We start from the raw sequence: 13,717 nt of genomic DNA on the forward strand, positions 1-13,717 counted from the left end.
TGATCGTTTGCTCGGGCTTGATGCAGTATCTTCGGCAATGGTGGCGGATGCCCTATCCGATAGTTTTGCGGATAGACACGCGCCCTAAGAAAACGGCGGGTTTAGGGATGCTCCATGGCCGGCCAGGCGGTCGGCGAGGCGCCGGGGGGGCGGCCGAACAGGCGCTGATGCAGATATCCGAACGCCCATGCGCTATGCATGATCATCGCCGCAATTCCCCCCCATGCGACGCAACCGCTGCGCGCGCGGATGCCAAGATACAGACCAAACGCGATCGACGCCCCAGCCCAGCCGACAAAGGGCAGGGCAAAGCCTACCCAGACTGGGATCAGCAGCAACAGGAGGATGGCCGGCACGACGACCAGCGGCGCGAGCTGACGTGGCTTGATCGGCATCTTATGGCGCTGCTGATTTCGCGCGCGTCCCTGGCCGTATTTTCGATACTGCCGGAACAACGAAGCCGGATCGCCACGCGGATAATATATGATCGACAGCGATGGTTCGAGCCAGATCTTGCCGCCGTTCAAGCCGATCCGATGATCGAGTTCGGCGTCCTCATTGTGTGTAAAGCTTTCGCAATATCCCCCGGCTTCCCGAAATGCATCGATCCGCATCAAGGCGTGATGGCCATGATCGACAAAGCGGCCTTCGCCGCCGTGACGATGCGCCGACCCACCGGTTCCCAGCACCGAATTCTGCGCGGCCGCGACGGCGCGTTGAAAGCATCCGATCCCGCGCGTTTCCATCGAGACAACGACTGAGGATACGCCAAGCGCAGTAGCGCGCGATACCAATGTCGAGACATAAGCCTGTGGATAGTCGGCATGCGCATCTATGCGCGCGAGCCATTGCCGCTCGGCGCCGTATCGTTTGACTGCCAAGTTGATGCCGGGGCCCTGCGCCCGGGCGGGATTTTCAAGCAGGATGACGTTGGGGTGTTCGACTGCAACCGCAGCCACGATCGCGCGGCTTCGATCGGTGCTGCCGCCGTCGGCGACGATGATTGTTGCGGAGCCGACGTCGTCAAGCAACTGCCCGAGCAACCGAGGAAGATGAGCCTCTTCGTTGAGGCAGGGGATGACGACCAGCACGTCGCTCAGATCGGGCTTCATGCGCCGTTCTCCATGCCGGTCGTGCCGAGAAGGGTCGAGACGATCCGCAACGATTCGCCTTGGACGAAGCGCGTCTTTTCGGCCGGCAACGCCGCGACCGCTTCGCGCATAGAGGCGTACGCGGTCGGTTCCAGCCCCATCAGGAACGGCATAACTTCTGCTTCCAAGTCATCGAAGGTGCGCCCAACACGTGTCCGGTCGAGCCAGCATCCGACCTCGACAGCGCAGAGCGCGAGGGGGGGGACGCCCGCCGCCAGGCTTTCATACAGTCGGTTCGGCAGCAGCCATTTCGAGTTCAGTCCTTCTTCGTAAAAGTCCACGGCCCAGGCAAAATCGACCGACGCGTATAACGAAGGCAATTGCTCGAGTCGGTAGGGGCCGGTGAAGCGAAACCCCGGCGACGCCGCAACGATCGCGTCGAAATCGGGGATCTCGGTCAGGTTTGGACGACCGGCGATCAGCACTTCCACGCGCCCAGCGGACGCCGCTGCAAAGCTCGCCAGTATCATCAGGCTCTTCCGGCATCGAATGATCCCGAACCAGCCGATCTGCCAGGGATGGCCGTGCGCCGGTCGTACCGCGGGAAGTGCCGTGGGCGCGTCGCGGGGCACCTTATTCTCGACTAAGAGAATGGGCTTGCGATACCCTTGAACAGAATGGAAATATTTCTCGATATAGGCAGGTGAACTGGTCACGATCATCGCGACGTCGGCGAGCAACCTGCGCTCTATCTTACGCAGCAGCTTCCCGACGGTGCCGTCCGACAGCAAGAGCCGGTGAAGGTCGAGGCATTCATAGACAAGCCTTTGCTCAGGTTTGCGGATCCGTACAGCGATCGCCAGCATCTCCAGATTGCGCGCTACGATGACATCGGCGCCGACCACGACGCGGCGCGCGTCAGCTGGCTTGGCGAGGTTCGCCATGATCGCCTTGATCCGCTGCACGAGGCGCATGTCGCGGGTCACGCCCAGATCGATCACACAGTCTGCGGCTCCGACGGTATCAGGCAGCGCCCGGCGTCGAAATCCGCCTACGCGCACCCGCGCGCCGCCTTCGACGAACAAGCCGACGCGTCGTTCGACGGCCGCATCGTTCAGGTCGTGAACGAGATACCCAACGGTCCGATCCATGCCGGTTTCGCCGCTCATTTATAGGGCGCTACGCTAGGGCCGTGCGGGCCCAATATCGAGCACGAACTTATCGGTCCCATTTTCAAACGCTCGATCCTTCATCGCCTCTTAAACTGATTGCCTTAAAGCCGATGTACTGCAAAGAGGTTATATAAATGCGTTGGGGTGGGGCCATCACAACCAAAGAAGACCTCGCTACATAAGGGTTGGGCTGGTGAATACACAATCGATCGACGCGAACGAGCCGTCTGCGGAGCGTGCGTCCGACAGCAGGTCCTTGTTTCCCGATCCCAGAACAATTCTCGCTGTTTTTCGGCGTAGAATCTGGTGGTTCCTTATCCCAGTGCTGCTCGCCGCAGCCGCTCTTACCGTCTATCTGTTGCTGGTGCATCCGCGTTATGCGGCCGAGGCGTCAGTTGTTATCGAGCCGCGTAAAACTGAATTTATCACAAGCAATCCGAACACGGCGCCGATCGCTGATTCTCCCCCGGGCAACGACGAGATGGACACGGAAGTCCAAATCCTCACCTCGACCGCGATGGCGGGTCGCGTCGCTGAGGCGTTGCACCTCGAGCAATATGCCGAATATCGCAGCGCAGTCCCTCTCGTCTACAATCACAAGGTTCCGAGCCAAAACCCGCTTGCTCGCAAGCTACTGCAGCACATGCTGATCCAGCGTGTCGGCCTGACCTTCGTTATTACGGTCTCCGCGAAATCAAAGGATCCAGCGCTCGCAGCGCGAATCGCTAACGAATATGTGCAGCAATATATCGCTGCTGGGCTCGACCGGAAAAACTCCGCAGCTGAAACAACCGGTGATTTTTTGCAAAGCCGGCTCGACGAGCTGCGTAACGGGGCTGTCGCGGCAGATGCCGCCGTCCAGCGCTACAAGGTTCAGCATGGACTGATGAGTGCCGAGGGCGCAACGATGGCGGAGCAGGAAGTTTCGTCGTTGAACGAAGAGATCGCCAAGGCGCGTGCGGACTCTGCTGAGAAGCTCGGCCGTCTAAATTCGGCGCGTTCGCTTGCCGGTCAGGGCGGCGGGCAGGATCTTCAAACCGCGCTGCAATCCCCCACGATCGCAGATCTTCGCAGTAAGGAAGCGGAAGCCAGCCGCCGCCTCGCGGATTTGACGGCGCATTACGGCAATCTCTACCCCGAAGTCGTTCGCACGCAAAAGGAGCTGAGCGACATCCGGACCCAGATCAGCCGCGAACTGCAACGGATCGTCGCCAGCCTTAGCGGCGAAGCACAGATTGCTGGATCGCGCTTGTCGTCGCTGATACAAAGCCAAGCGCAAGCCCATGGCCAGCTTGCTTCCAACGGCGTGTCGCAGATCGAATTGCTCGAACTGCAGCGCAAGGCCGAAGGCGCGAGCGCGATTTACGCGGCGTACCTTAACCGCTCCAAGGAAATGATCTCGCGCAAGGGCCTGAATACGACCGACGCGCGGATCGGGACTCTCTCAGGCGTTCCCACGACACCCGTTTCGCCCAACATCCCGCTTGCGGTTCTTGTTGCGATCCTGGCCGGCATCGGCTTTGGCTGCGCCGGCGTATTTGTCGCCGAATATCTCGACAGCGGGGTGAGCACCAAGTCGGACGTGGAGCGGCGCTTGCGCGTTCGCTATGCTGGGGCGGTGCCGGAGCTCAAATCGACGCTGGACGGCATGCGCAACATGCAGAGCCCGCAGGATTATTTGATCGATCATCCGAATTCGGCCTTTGCCGAAGCGTTCCGGAGTCTGCGGGCCATCCTGATGCTGCGCGGCGGCAGCGGGGCGCGTGTTATAGCGATCACCTCCGCCATGCCGCGCGAGGGCAAATCGACCACATCGATCTGTCTAGCCCGGACTTTCGTCTCGTCAAACATGCGGACTGTGCTCGTCGATTGCGATGTCCGGCGCCGTTCAAGCAGCGACGCGCTGTTGGCGGAAGGCTCGCAGGGCTTGCTGCAATATTTCCGCGGCGAAACCTCGATGCAGGACTCGCTCGTGAAGGACAAGGACACCGACCTAGTCATCCTTGGTACGACACTTGCCCCCGATGTTGGTCACGACGTCATGACCCAGGCGAACATCGATCGCATGCTCCAAGATCTGCGGCCGCTCTTCGACGTCATCCTGCTCGATACCGCGCCGGTGCTGGCGCTCGCCGAGACCCGGGATCTGGCAGCCGCTGCTGACTCCGTGTTGATCGTGACGCGCTGGCGCAAGAGTTCGCGCAAGGCGGTCGACGCGGCGATCGAGCTGCTGCTTCATGCTGGCGCTCGCTTGCGTGGTCTCGCGCTCTCGCGCGTCGACGTCAAGAAGTTTGCCAGCACCGGGCCGGAAGATACCTTCAGCTATCATAAGAAGTTTGCCGGTTACTACGTGAATTGAGAGCGATCTCGCTCCGGTCAACGGAGCGGTTTGAGCGGGTCATTTGCCTACAGATACTATTACCGCCGTCTGCGATCGCAGCGCGGGCCTGTGGCCGAGCAAGAAATAAGGTGGAAAGGGGTGACATTGTCCATACGTAAATACCGCCTGCTTGCAGGCATCATGAGCGTAGGGGCTTTTGCCGCGACGGCGTCGCCGGCCGCCGCACAGATCACCGAGGCCTATCGGCCAGTCAATCCAGATCAGACCGATGATGACGTCCTGACCCGGCGGCAGCCAGAATTCGACCCGGTCGGCGGACGCCTCGGCAGCTTTTTCCTTTACCCACGTTTCACCGTCAGCACGGGGTATAGCGACAACGTCTTGGGTACGCCGACCGCGGCGAAGAGCGATGGTTTCTCGACCGCGCGTGCCGATGTCCAGCTTGTGTCCGACTGGGGTCGTCATCAGCTCGAATTCCTCGCTTACGGTCAGGCCCGGCGCTATTATCGATTGAGCACGGAAAACACCGAAGCCTATGGCGCGTTGGTCAACGGTCGGTACGACATCAGCCACGATACGGCTGTCTCGGCCAACTTCCGCGCAGACCATCAGCCGGAGGATCGCTTCAGCGTCGACAATCTGGCCTTCACGCTTAAGCCGGTCGAAACGTTGATGCTGAACGGCAATGTACGTGCGGACAAACGCTTCGGCGCGTTCGCCGTACGGGGCGGTATTCAAGTGGTCGATTCCTCTTATGAGAACGCCAGGACACTGGCGGGACCAATCAACGAAACCGACCGCAACAACCTGCGCGTGTTGTACCAGGGATCCGTCCGGTATGACGTTACGCACAATGCAGCGCTGATTCTTGCCGGCCAATACGACACGATCAACTATGGCAGATCGCTGTTCGGCGATCGCGACACGACCGGCTATCGCCTCGAGGCGGGTGTGGGGTTGGCGATCACGCATCAGCTCGTCGGCGACATACGGGTCGGATATCTGCATCGCGACAATGCCAACCCGCTCCTACGCAACCTCAGCGGAATTTCGTTCTTCGCAAACGTAAGTTGGTCGCTGACACGTCTGCTATCCATCCGCCTGACGGCCAATCGCGATATCGAGAATTCGGCGACGCTGGCAAGCCCGGGCAACCTGCGCTCGACGGGGCAGCTCAGCGCTAGCTACGAAGTGTTGCGCCCATTGATCATCACGCCCGCGATCCGCGTGTCGCGGATCGATGCGATCGGGATCGAAGGTTCGAACTTCGAAAAGGAAGCCACGTTCGACGCGATCTACCGGCTCAACCGGCAATTCTCGATTTCGGCCAACCTTCGCCATTTCGACCGAAACGCAGGCATTTTCCAGCCCGTCAACGGGAACACCGCCCGGGTCGGGGTCGCATTGACGCTGTGAGCATCGTTGACGATCCTTCGCGGCGCACCGATCCGATACGGACGGTCGATATCGTAATCGCCGCATACAATGCGGCCGCGACGATCGGCGAAACGATAAAGTCGGCGTTGGCTCAACCCGAGACCGCATCCGTCATCGTCGTCGACGATTCATCCCGCGACGATACCGTCGCGGTGGCGACCGCCCGTGATGACGGGACGGGACGGCTCCAGGTCTTGCGCCAGGACCGCAACGGTGGTCCCTCGCGCGCGCGCAACCGGGGAATCGCAGTATGTTCGGCGCCCTGGTTCACCGTACTTGATGCCGACGACGTGTTCCTTCCCGGCCGGCTCGCGGCGTTGCTACAGCATGCCGACGAAGCCGATCTCATTGCCGATGATCTGCTCGTCCGCGACGAAGGGGCGGCCGAGACACGCCCGATGTTTTTCCCGCCGGTGGACCGTCCGCAAGCGCTCGATGCCGCGGCATTCATAAACGGAAATATCAGCCATGGTGCGAAGGGGCGCCGTGATTTAGGTTTCATCAAGCCGCTGATACGGCGAGAGCTGCTGGTTCGGCACGCGGTTCGGTTCGACGATGCGCTCTGGCTTGGTGAGGATTACGAGCTCTATACGCGGGCGCTGTTGCTCGGTGGCCGGCTGTTGCTCGTTCCGGCGGCGGGATATGTTTATACCGTGAGGCCAACGTCGCTGAGCGGTGAGCATACGATTGATGCGCTGCGGATGCTGCGTGATTGTGACCGAGATCTTGCCACCATTCCTGGCCTGACGACCGCGCAAAGAAAAGCGCTCGATGATCATTATCAGAGCGTTGATCGGCGTTTGCAGTGGCGCCTCCTGATCGAAGCGGTCAAGCGACGTGACGCCAAGGCGGCAGTCGCTACATTTTCGCGTTCAGGTGCCGTTTCGGTTTTTTTGGTAGGCATGCTTCTGCAGGAAGCAGTGCGCCGTGTCAGACTAGCGCTGCCTTCGTGAATCGTTCAAGAGAAATGCACAGCTTTGGCTGTGCTGTTGGGGAGGAACCACATGAATCGCGTGTTTGGGGCGATCATATTGATTGCCATGACTGGTTTCGTCGGCACGGCAAACGCCCAGACCGCGATGGGCGTGCCCGCCAAGATGACCACTGCAACGATGATCGATGATTATAAGCTGGCATCGGGCGACAAGGTTCGGATCATCGTTTACGGCGAAGACGCGATGACTGGCGAATACAGCGTGACGGATGCGGGCTTCATCGACTTCCCGCTTGTCGGCAAGGTGCCTGCCGGCGGCCTGTCGCTAAAGGACGTCACGTCGGTGATTACGCGGCGCTTGGCCGAGGGGTATATCAAGGATCCGCGGGTTAGCGCGGAAGTGGTCGATTATCGTCCGTTCTATATCCTTGGCGAAGTTCAGAAGCCTGGCAAATACCCGTTCGCGACCAGCCTTACGCTGCAGCAGGCGGTCGCCGCGGCGGGTGGCTTCACGTACCGGGCCAATCTCAAGAAGATCTATCTGAGGCGGCAGGGTCAGGATACGGAGGTTGTTGTGAATGCTAAGGCCGGCCCTATCAATATCATGCCCGGTGATACCATCCGCGTTAGCGAACGTTTCTTCTGACCCCCGGATCAGCGGTGCTCTGATTTCAGCAAGGCATAAGCATGGCTAGGTCCGGGCCACGGAAGGGCCTGTTGGAACGAGTGTGGGCGCTGTTCGGGCGACGATCGCGGACGCTCTCGTTTCCAAGTTATGATGGCGAACGACCATCGGCGATCCCCCCGGGACGCTTGGTTTACGCCATTGGCGATATTCACGCGCGCGCCGACTTGTTCTGGGCATTGCTTGATCGGATCGCCGACGACACGACCGCTCGAATGGGGCGTGCAGTGACGATGATCGTGCTCGGTGATATTATCGACCGGGGCCCAGACTCTGAAAAGATGCTGCGTACGATGCATCAGCTCAGTCTGACCCGCGATAACGTCATCGTTATTCGTGGGAATCACGAACAGATGCTGCTCGACGTGCTCGATGGAAGCTATGATGCACTTGCCCTATGGCTGCGCCATGGTGGGCGTGAGTTCCTAGGCAGCTTCGCTATCGACGAGGCGCTGATGGATCCCGATCGGATGAGGGAGTTGATTGCTGCGTTGCAGCAGGCGATCGCGCCACCGATCGTAGCGTGGTTGCGATCGCTACCGCTCAAGGTTCGCATCGGCGACTACCTCTTCGTACATGCCGGCATCCGACCCGGGGTCGCAATCGAAAAACAGGAAGATACGGACTTATTGTGGATCCGCGACGCGTTCCTCGACTATGATGGGCCCCATCAGGCCGTCATAGTCCATGGTCATACGATCGTCGAATCAGGCCCTGAAATGCTCAGATATCGGATCGGGGTCGATACCGGTGCGTACCGAACGGGCATTTTGACCGCAGTGGGGTTGGCGGGCGAAGATCGCTGGATCATCCAGACCACCGACTAGGCAGGCGTTTTGTGCGGTTTCGGCACAAAAATCCGGAAAAGTCATATAATTTTAAGCACACCCTCGGAAGGTGAACCCCTCGCTACGGGGTGTGTGTGATGAGCGTTAGTAGACCAATGTCCTTTTTGTCCTCGTTCGCTTTGACCTTGTCCGCATGCGGTGGCGGAGATGCGTCGGCGAGCGCTCCGGCGATCAGTGTGGTGCCCGCAGCGGCGACTGCGACGCCAACTCCGGCACCATTGCAAACTCCGGCCCCCACACCGACACCCACCGCAGCGGCTAGTTCGGCGTCGGCGGCTTCTGTTGCGATGGCGACTCTCCCGGCACTCGACATGCGCGGCAATGTATTGTGGAACTGGTCGGCGCCTTGGCTCGCCTCCGAATGGGGTAGCGTCTTGGGTGTCGTGCCATGGAAATTCGACCACGTAACGACGGCTGGCACTGATGTCGTACTCACGATGAATCAGTCGGGTGCAGCGCAACTGCAGGCACAGGGCGCGACGCCTGCATATAGCCAAGGACTGTGGGAAGCGGATGTGTCGATCCCGACGCTCCGATCGGGCGTAGATGTCGCGGCTTTCTATTTATATTCGAATGATACTAAGGACGAGGTAGATTTCGAGTTCTTTGGTACGCTTGGTTTGTTCGCGACGCTACATTCGGGCGGGAAGTCATCGGATTCGATCAAAGTCGCGGAAGCCGCCGATTTCAATGGCCGTCGCGCGCGGCTGGGGATCAAGATCGATCAGTCGAACGGCTATATCGCGATGATGATCGATGGTCGCGAAGTCCATCGTTTTCAGCGTGCAACGACTCCGGTATTCCCAGCGTCAGCGATGAAGCCTTTTTTCGATCTCCAGCCGGGCACACCCGCACAGGATAGCTGGCTGGGCCATTGGAACGGATTTTCCTCGCAGGCCGATCAGATGCAGTTGATCATTCATGGCTATCGGTACAGTTAGTCCGATCGCCCCGCCGCTGATCGCTTACGCGCGGCATAAGAGACCCGGCGTCTGCGCAAAGGCGCGCCTGGTCTGTTGCGATATAAAGCGCAGTTCCAGACCGGCTGTGTGCTGAGTTGAACCGAAGATTTCCGGGGAGAGGATTTTTTTGATTTAAGATGACTGCTGGACAGGGAGGCCAGCAGTCATGCCGAAAGCCTGTTCGAACGATTTGCGCGAGCGTGTGGTGAAGGCAGTGGTGTCGGGGGCTTCGGCCCGGTCGACGGCGCTGCGCGCTGGGGTTGCCAGTCGAGCGCGATCAAGTGGATGGCGCGGTATCGAGAACGCGGTGATGTATCACCAGCGTCGCAGCTGGGGCGTGTGCGCTCGCCGCTGCATGCGCATCGCTCGAACGCTTCCCACCAGCAGAATGCGCCTACTATCTGCGCAATGCTAGATATGTCGCTATCTAACCTGAAAACGCTCTAGGCGGTAGGGGGCCGGGGAAGCGTATCTCCAGATCGCGCGTTCGTATGGAATATATGCTCTTGAAAGCGCTTGCAAAAAAAGGTGAGGCTTTCGGCGCGGTCAGCCGCCACACATCGGCACAACCTTACTTCGCCGCAATTTGGTAGACCGGCGGATGAGGGCCTGATGGTCGTCGCGCATTTCGAGCCCGTGCCGGTGCTTTAGCCTTATTGAGCCTCCATGCGCGTCGTTCAAAGGCGTTAGGTCGTTAGCCTCACTGCTTGGTGCAGACGCGTTTACAGCAGCGCAATGATCCCGATGACGGTAAGCCAGCCAGCGACCCCGAGCCCACCGACCACCAGCAAGCGCTGGCCTCGCGAAAGGCGTTCGACTTCTGGAGGGGTTTGGCGCGACCATTCGCGTACCATCGCCTGATCGAGTTGCCCGCCGAAATCAACTTCTACAACCGATCGCGCGTTTGCCGGCGCGGACACCAATTGTGGATCGATCGGTTCGAGGAATTCACAGCCAAATCCATCACCAGTCTGACGAACGATATATGCAGTACGTTGACCGATGCCGGGAATTCCGACCGTCACCTTTTCGTGAAGATCAAGACCGACTTCTGTCCGCACGCGAAAGCCCGTTACAGACAGATCCTCAACGACTACGTCGATCGGCCCGTTGCGCACGTGCCGCAATGTTCCGGCGACATCGAGAGTCTCGCGTTCTGCTCCGCGACTGTCTCTAACAAGCTTTGCGATCAGTGCCATAATCTAGTCCTGCTAAGATACGTCCCATCTAGGAATAAAGCGATAAAATAAAGTTAACATAGGACTGTTTGCCCATAGCGTTCGAAAGCGGGTGGGCCGCCGCGATGTGAATGATAGGTCGACCGTCATAGTCTCAACCCCAAAAGGGCTGACCTGCTGCCCGTTTCCTGGACCGTTTGAGCTGGAAAATTCCAGTTTAGGATTGAGGGTCAGGCGATGGAGTGAGCGATGAAAAGATCGAAGTTCAGCGAGGCGCAGATCGCGTTTGTGTTGGAGCAGGCCGAGGACGGCACGACGATCGGCGAGGTGTGCCGCAAAGCCGGGATCAGCGATGCGACATTCTATGCCTGGCGCAAGAAATACGCCGGTTTGATGTCATCGGAGATGCGGCGATTACGCCAACTCGAGGATGAGAATGCGAAGCTCAAGCGGTTGGTGGCCGACCTGAGTCTCGACAAGGCGATGTTGCAGGATGTCGTCTCGCGAAAGCTCTGAGGCCTGATCGGCGGCGTCAGCTCGTCGACGACATCCGGGGCATCTGGTCCGTCAGTATCCGACGGGCGTGCAGCGTGCTTCGGGCGGAGCGATCGAGCTACCACTATCGTGGACGCCGCGCGGATCAGGCCGACCTAAAGAAGCGGATGCAGGAGATCGCTGAAACGCGCGTGCGTTACGGCTATCGCCGGATCCATGTGCTGCTCCGGCGGGAGGGTTGGGACGTGAACGCGAAACGTGTTTATCGGCTTTACAAGGAGTTGGGGCTGCAGCTGCGACAAAAGCCACCGAAGCGCCGGGTGAAAGCGAAGCTAAGAGAAGGACGCTGCGCGGCGTCGTGTTCGAATGAAGTATGGGCCATGGACTTCGTCCATGACCAACTCGCCACGGGATCGAAGCTACGTATCCTGACGGTGATCGACACGTTCAGCCGGTTCTCGCCAGCAGTAGTGCCACGGTTCAGCTTCCGGGCGCCTGACGTGATCGCCGTGCTGGACCGGGTCTGCGGCGAGGTCGGCTATCCAGCCTCGATCCGGGTGGATCAGGGCAGCGAGTTCATCTCCCGAGACCTCGACCTGTGGGCGTACATGCGGGGTGTCGTACTGGACTTCTCGCGGCCTGGCACGCCGACGGACAATGCGTTCATCGAGAGCTTCAACGGCAAGTTCCGGGCGGAGTGCCTGAACCAGCACTGGTTCATGAGCCTCGACGACGCGGTCGGAAAATGCGAGACTTGGCGTAGAGACTATAACGAGGTGCGACCACATAGCGCGATCGGCAATAAGCCGCCGATATCGCTGGTGAACCGGTCAGCGGCACATGGCCCGCCCTGGCCGGCAGGAACTGGATGACGCCCAGCCGGGTGGTCCAAGAATGGGTAGCAGCTCATATGAGCGACGAAGCTAAGGTATCAGCGGCCTGAAAATGGGGAGCACGTCAGGGCGGCTCAATCTAAGCGGCAAGCTTAAGTCGGAGAATACAAAACGCCAGTTTCGTGTGGTCGGGGTCGTATTCGGTCGAGGTAGAACGACTTTGAAAGCGCGCCCGCGGATCGCACATCAGGGAGCAAGTTTACCCTCGTTGCGGGAATATGGTGCTATGAAAACGGACCGAATTAGCCGGGCGAAAAGTGATGAAAAGTAAGGTAGAAATCGATCGCTTCACCTGGCGATCCGCGACTATGCGAGGGAAATGTAGAGCATTCGTTACTCCGCCTCGGAAAAGGTTTGCGAGCGGCGATACGGCGGCCCTTCATCAACCGACGGATCGCAAGGCGGGGCGGCAAGCTCGCCAGTGTCTGTTACTGGCACCTTCGCGACTATGGCGCAGACGGTTGCAGCCAGCCTGTACGGCTGTTGATATAACCGATTTCAATTAAATAAATGATCTTGTAACGTTTCGACACTAGGTTATTGATTCATCCTGAATAGCCATGCCGTTTGTATGGATCGGATGTCCATTTATTGGTGTGAGATAGGCATGTGAGTTGGCCGGAACGTGTAAAGCAGGACAAGCCGGTCGGCGTTCCACGATATGAGCAACCTGTATCGTCGACTCGATTTGATCTGGCTGTGATTCGTTGGCTCGATGTATCTCTGGCCGGGCTAGGGCTACTGTTCCTGTTGCCGCTGATGATTGTCCTGATCATCGTGACATGGCTAGGAGATCCCGGCCCGGTTTTTTTCGGCCATGTGCGAATTGGCAAGGGCGGTCGCGCCTTTCATTGCCTTAAGTTTCGCACGATGGTCGCTGATGCTGAAGAGCGCTTGCTCCGGTTGCTGCAATCCGATCCAGACGCTCGGGCGGAGTGGGAGCGCGATCGCAAGCTTACGAACGACCCCCGCATAACCGGAATTGGGCGTTTCATGCGCAAAACGAGTCTCGACGAATTACCGCAGCTCTGGAATGTCGTGCGCGGGGAAATGAGCCTTATCGGTCCGCGCCCCATCGTACAGGCTGAGGTTCCGCGATACGGCCGGTATATCGCCGATTACATGAGCACCCGGCCGGGCATTAGCGGTCTGTGGCAAATCAGCGGTCGAAACAATGTCAGCTACAGGCGCCGCGTCGCCTTGGACGTAGCATTCGCGCGCTCACGTTCGCTTAAATTGTATCTCAGAATTTTGGTTCTCACCTTGCCGGCCGTAATTTTACAGCGTGGTTCGTACTGATCAGGTATGTCATATCGCTTCGCCTATGTTGGCGAGGGAACGGAAAATAAAAGTGCACTCATACTTTGTGTAAGCCAGCCTAAAAGACCAAAGTTGTCACAAGCTGTATATCCGCTCCCCGAGCAATCAGCTCGATCAGCGCAGAAAAGTTCTATCGGTTCGTCCCGAATCAAAATCGAGCACAGTAGGACAATGGCGCGATTCAATCACTTACCCTGCCCTCGGTAACGAAACTAACGCCCTAACCCGACTGATGCATACAGCGCGGGTTCAAAGGCTAACAGCGGCTATCAAAGCTACCCAAATTATACCGGACACACCGAACGCCAGGAAAATACTGCGTGGTACGTCGATCGGACGTGATCGATGCGCAATAACTTCG

At 58.9% G+C, this 13,717-nt stretch carries 12 protein-coding genes; 9 read left to right on the plus strand and 3 right to left on the minus strand.

What is annotated here, in order from left to right:
• Positions 1-101 precede the first annotated feature (101 nt).
• Positions 102-1,112 (minus strand): glycosyltransferase family 2 protein, encoded by a 1,011-nt coding sequence (locus tag ACVWYO_RS15475; RefSeq protein ID WP_457352252.1) that lies wholly within the window; start codon positions 1,110-1,112, stop codon positions 102-104.
• The gene (locus ACVWYO_RS15480; RefSeq protein WP_457352254.1) at positions 1,109-1,957 is read right to left on the minus strand and encodes a glycosyltransferase; all 849 of its coding nucleotides are present in this window, start codon (positions 1,955-1,957) and stop codon (positions 1,109-1,111) included. Before ACVWYO_RS15480 ends, ACVWYO_RS15475 begins: the two co-directional genes overlap by 4 nt.
• On the opposite strand from ACVWYO_RS15480, the gene ACVWYO_RS15485 reads away from it, so the two are divergent.
• The 7 genes from ACVWYO_RS15485 (at position 1,889) to ACVWYO_RS15515 (ending at position 9,449) form a co-directional block, all read left to right on the plus strand.
• A complete protein-coding gene (locus tag ACVWYO_RS15485) occupies positions 1,889-2,266 on the plus strand; it encodes a hypothetical protein (protein ID WP_457352256.1) in 378 nt (125 codons plus the stop codon). The two genes, ACVWYO_RS15480 and ACVWYO_RS15485, sit on opposite strands and share 69 nt — an antisense overlap.
• 190 nt (positions 2,267-2,456) lie before the next feature.
• A complete protein-coding gene (locus tag ACVWYO_RS15490) occupies positions 2,457-4,622 on the plus strand; it encodes a GumC family protein (RefSeq protein ID WP_457352257.1) in 2,166 nt (721 codons plus the stop codon).
• A gap of 162 nt (positions 4,623-4,784) precedes the next feature.
• Complete coding sequence (locus ACVWYO_RS15495; RefSeq protein WP_457352259.1) at positions 4,785-6,020, plus strand: outer membrane beta-barrel protein; 1,236 nt, start codon at positions 4,785-4,787, stop codon at positions 6,018-6,020.
• Positions 6,017-6,994, plus strand: a complete 978-nt coding sequence (locus tag ACVWYO_RS15500; RefSeq protein WP_457352261.1) for a glycosyltransferase family 2 protein — start codon at positions 6,017-6,019, stop codon at positions 6,992-6,994. The genes ACVWYO_RS15495 and ACVWYO_RS15500 overlap by 4 nt, the downstream gene beginning before the upstream one ends.
• Before the next feature lie 51 nt (positions 6,995-7,045).
• Positions 7,046-7,621: a polysaccharide biosynthesis/export family protein gene (locus ACVWYO_RS15505; protein WP_457352263.1), complete on the plus strand. Its 576-nt coding sequence runs from the start codon at positions 7,046-7,048 to the stop codon at positions 7,619-7,621.
• A gap of 167 nt (positions 7,622-7,788) precedes the next feature.
• Positions 7,789-8,487: a metallophosphoesterase family protein gene (locus ACVWYO_RS15510; RefSeq protein WP_457352265.1), complete on the plus strand. Its 699-nt coding sequence runs from the start codon at positions 7,789-7,791 to the stop codon at positions 8,485-8,487.
• Positions 8,488-8,603: 116 nt separating this feature from the next.
• On the plus strand, positions 8,604-9,449 hold the full coding sequence (locus ACVWYO_RS15515) for a family 16 glycosylhydrolase (RefSeq protein WP_457352267.1): 846 nt from the start codon (positions 8,604-8,606) through the stop codon (positions 9,447-9,449).
• Between the two features lie 743 nt (positions 9,450-10,192).
• Here the strand turns inward: ACVWYO_RS15515 and ACVWYO_RS15520 are convergent.
• Positions 10,193-10,669, minus strand: a complete 477-nt coding sequence (locus ACVWYO_RS15520) for a PilZ domain-containing protein (RefSeq protein WP_457352269.1) — start codon at positions 10,667-10,669, stop codon at positions 10,193-10,195.
• 228 nt (positions 10,670-10,897) lie between these two features.
• Between ACVWYO_RS15520 and ACVWYO_RS15525 the strand changes: the two genes are divergently transcribed.
• Positions 10,898-12,015, plus strand: a protein-coding gene (locus tag ACVWYO_RS15525) for an IS3 family transposase (protein ID WP_457352271.1) whose coding sequence is annotated in 2 segments (ribosomal slippage) — positions 10,898-11,150 and positions 11,150-12,015 — 1,119 coding nt in all. Because the reading frame shifts where the segments join, the coding sequence is not laid out codon by codon here.
• 630 nt (positions 12,016-12,645) lie between these two features.
• Positions 12,646-13,335 carry a sugar transferase gene (locus tag ACVWYO_RS15530; RefSeq protein WP_457352273.1) on the plus strand — a complete coding sequence of 230 codons (690 nt, stop codon included), beginning with the start codon at positions 12,646-12,648 and terminating at the stop codon, positions 13,333-13,335.
• Positions 13,336-13,717: the final 382 nt, after the last annotated feature.

This window comes from Sphingomonas sp. UYP23 (assembly GCF_054059235.1).

What these genes read in the sequence shown, in the direction of transcription:
- ACVWYO_RS15520 (WP_457352269.1), bottom strand. Translation starts at nt 10,669, where the DNA reads ATGGCACTGATCGCAAAGCTTGTTAGAGACAGTCGCGGAGCAGAACGC.
- ACVWYO_RS15480 (WP_457352254.1), bottom strand. Translation starts at nt 1,957, where the DNA reads ATGCTGGCGATCGCTGTACGGATCCGCAAACCTGAGCAAAGGCTTGTC.
- ACVWYO_RS15505 (WP_457352263.1), top strand. Translation starts at nt 7,046, where the DNA reads ATGAATCGCGTGTTTGGGGCGATCATATTGATTGCCATGACTGGTTTC.
- ACVWYO_RS15495 (WP_457352259.1), top strand. Translation starts at nt 4,785, where the DNA reads ATGAGCGTAGGGGCTTTTGCCGCGACGGCGTCGCCGGCCGCCGCACAG.
- ACVWYO_RS15515 (WP_457352267.1), top strand. Translation starts at nt 8,604, where the DNA reads ATGTCCTTTTTGTCCTCGTTCGCTTTGACCTTGTCCGCATGCGGTGGC.
- ACVWYO_RS15475 (WP_457352252.1), bottom strand. Translation starts at nt 1,112, where the DNA reads ATGAAGCCCGATCTGAGCGACGTGCTGGTCGTCATCCCCTGCCTCAAC.